Origin of the sequence: Shewanella sp. SG41-4 (assembly GCF_014164505.1) — a bacterium.
Lineage (GTDB): Bacteria > Pseudomonadota > Gammaproteobacteria > Enterobacterales > Shewanellaceae > Shewanella.
Window position 1 is genome coordinate 1 of the sequence record NZ_JACJFI010000376.1, and the last position, 2,940, is coordinate 2,940.

A 2,940-nucleotide genomic window follows, 5' to 3' on the forward strand; every position below is an offset into this window, starting at 1 on the left:
TGCAGATGTGCAGCAACAACTGATTATTTACATCAACAATATCAGCCTAAAAAAGTGATATTGCACGGTTACTCGTTGGGCAGTTTTATTGCCGCAGATTTAGCCAAAAACAATAAAATTGATGCATTGGTTTTGCACGGTTCAGCAACTAATGCCGACGACTGGGTTGACGAAAAAACACCTTGGTATATGGCGCCTTTTATGACGTTAGAAATACCAGAAGATTTTCGTAAAATAGATAATAAGCAAGTCGTTGCAAAATATTATCAAGGGCCATTATTAATCATTGCTGCAGGCGATGATGAAGAAGTTCCGCCTGAACTGGCTGAAAAACTGTTTGCTGCCAGCCAATCGGTTAATAAAGAATTGATTATGGTACCTAATGTTGGTCATCAAGGAATGCTCAGTGACGCCAATACTATGAGCCGTTATCAGGCTTTTTTACACACATTATGATCAAGATATGGTTATAAAAATCTTGTTTACATACCGAAGGCATCATTCATGTGTCTATAATTCTGCAAGATAGCGCAAATTATTTGGGACTTAATCCAACAATCTGTTTTGGATATTGGCTGACAGATGTTAATTAAGTGAGAGATGTTAATTAAGTAACTGAGTGGCGGGTAATGTTGTTTTTACATCCCATTTTTATTAAATGGAGTGTTGAGGCTTTTTAATGCAGTTGGATTGAAAAGACTTGGAAATGAGAGGCACTTTCTAAGTGTTAAAAAATTAGACCTTATACTACGAACCTACGAAAATGAAAGGGGAAATAATTTTCCCCTTTCATGTTTAACGATTAAAAATAAGTATGGCTTATGCTGTCATGTAAATTATCTAACTCAATTTGCATTTGATCAATAAACTCATGGAGTTTATCCTGCTTAAGCTTTTCTGGCTTAGCCGACATCAATTGCTTATTTGCCCCTTGCAACGCCTTGGAAATATCATGATTGCGGGGTAAGCGTTCTAATCTTCGCTCAACCTGCTGTAAGGCATGCCTTAATGAGCGAGGAAAATGCTCTTCTTGCAGTAAAAATTTCAATACATCAGCTCGGTTAATTCGCAAACGCATTTCACGGCGATACATTTGATAGCCCGTTAACGATTTTAATACGCTCATCCATTGAATATTATCAAAAGCGGATAGCTCATGTTCTATATCAGGCAACAAAGAAGCGGATCGTACATCAATGATCCTAGTGGTCATATCTGCGCGTTCAATGTTACTGCCGATGCAAATAAACTCATAACAGTCATCATGCGTCATAGTGCCAGCCAACATACCTGTAATGGTTTGGTTGGCTAGAATTATTTTATTCAGATAATCATAACGCTGACGTCTAGAAAATACATTTTTTTGGTTTTCAGTGGCATACAAATATAATGCATTAATTTGCTCCCACGCTTCTCGTGGAATGATTTCCCTTATGGTTCGGGCATTTTCACGAGCTGCGCTAAGTGAACTAATGATTGAGCTCGGGTTTGCTTTATCAGTAACCATAAAGCTAATAACCGCATGTTCGGTAGCATCATCATGTAAAGAATAAAATAACTCACGATTAGACAGAATATCTACAATCGGCTCCCAACCTAAAACCACACTTTTGGGCAAATCCAATAACAGGTGAGAGTTAACATTGATAATGCGTGCGGTGTTTTCGGCTCGTTCTAAATAACGTGCCTGCCAGTATAGAGTGCTGGCGACCCTTGAAAGCATGCTCATATTGACTCCATATCTACAATCCAGGTGTCTTTACTACCACCACCTTGTGACGAGTTAACCACGGTGGATCCCTTGCGCATTGCGACTCGGGTTAATCCGCCTGCGGTAACCGTGACATTTTTGCCACTTAACACAAAAGGTCGCAAATCAAGATGACGTGGCTCTACTTTAGTATCAAACAAAGTTGGAGCAGTAGATAAAATAAGCATAGGTTGAGCGACATAATTTCTTGGGTCTTCAGTGATCAACTTTCTGAATTCGTCATGCTCTTCTGGCGTAGCATGAGGCCCAATTAACATGCCATAGCCACCGGATTCATTGGCCGGTTTAACAACCATTTTTTCAATATTGTTGAGTACGTATTCCCGCTCTTCATCAATAAAGCACTTGTACGTGGGCACATTTGCTATCAGCGCGTCTTCGTTCAAGTAGTATTTAATAATGTCAGGTACATAGGCATACACTACTTTGTCATCTGCCACACCTGAGCCTGGTGCATTAGTTAATGCAACATTACCGGCTTTCCAAGCACGCATTAGACCTGGTACGCCTAAAGTAGATTCAGGATTGAAAACTTCAGGATCAAGGAATTCATCATCAATTCGGCGATATATGACATCCACTCGGGACAAACCTTCAATGGTACGCATATAGACAATATCATCGTCATTGACGACCAAATCACTGCCTTCTACTAACTCAGCGCCCATCTGTTGGGCAAGATAGGCATGTTCAAAATATGCTGAGTTATAAATGCCTGGGGTAAGCACTACTATTTCTGGTTCTTCAATTTCTCTGGGAGACATATTAGCTAACATGTCATATAGCTGAGATGGATAATCATCGATAGGTAAAATGTTGTATTTTTCAAACATTTCTGGGAAAACGCGTTTCATTACTAAACGATTTTCCAGCATATAAGATACCCCAGAAGGTACTCTTAAATTATCTTCCAATACATAGACTTTACCTTCATTATCCCTAACTAAATCGGAGCCGCAAATATGTGCCCATACGCCAAGTGGCGGAGTAAAATCTTTACATTGCGGTAAGAAGTTCTTGGATTTATGCAGCAAGTCAGCGGGGAAAATCCCATCTTTAATAATATTTTGGTCGTTGTATAAATCATTGATAAACATGTTCAGTGCTTTAACGCGCTGCTTCAGTCCAATTTCTATTTCCAGCCACTCTTTTTTATCGATTAATCTCGG

3 protein-coding genes are annotated in these 2,940 nt (G+C 39.4%); 1 reads left to right on the forward strand and 2 read right to left on the reverse strand.

Annotated features, from left to right (window positions below; genetic code table 11):
* On the forward strand, positions 1-456 hold a 456-nt coding region (locus H5202_RS19850; protein ID WP_182773582.1), incomplete at its 5' end, for an alpha/beta hydrolase family protein.
* Positions 457-802: 346 nt separating this feature from the next.
* Here H5202_RS19850 and H5202_RS19855 read toward each other — a convergent pair.
* Positions 803-1,729 carry an alpha-E domain-containing protein gene (locus H5202_RS19855; RefSeq protein ID WP_336244821.1) on the reverse strand — a complete coding sequence of 309 codons (927 nt, stop codon included), beginning with the start codon at positions 1,727-1,729 and terminating at the stop codon, positions 803-805.
* Positions 1,726-2,940: circularly permuted type 2 ATP-grasp protein (locus H5202_RS19860; protein ID WP_182773583.1), on the reverse strand; the 1,215-nt coding region annotated here is incomplete at its 5' end. The genes H5202_RS19855 and H5202_RS19860, both read right to left, overlap by 4 nt.

Excerpts from the sequence above, each read along its gene's own strand:
- H5202_RS19855 (WP_336244821.1), bottom strand. The coding sequence starts at position 1,729 with ATGAGCATGCTTTCAAGGGTCGCCAGCACTCTATACTGGCAGGCACGT.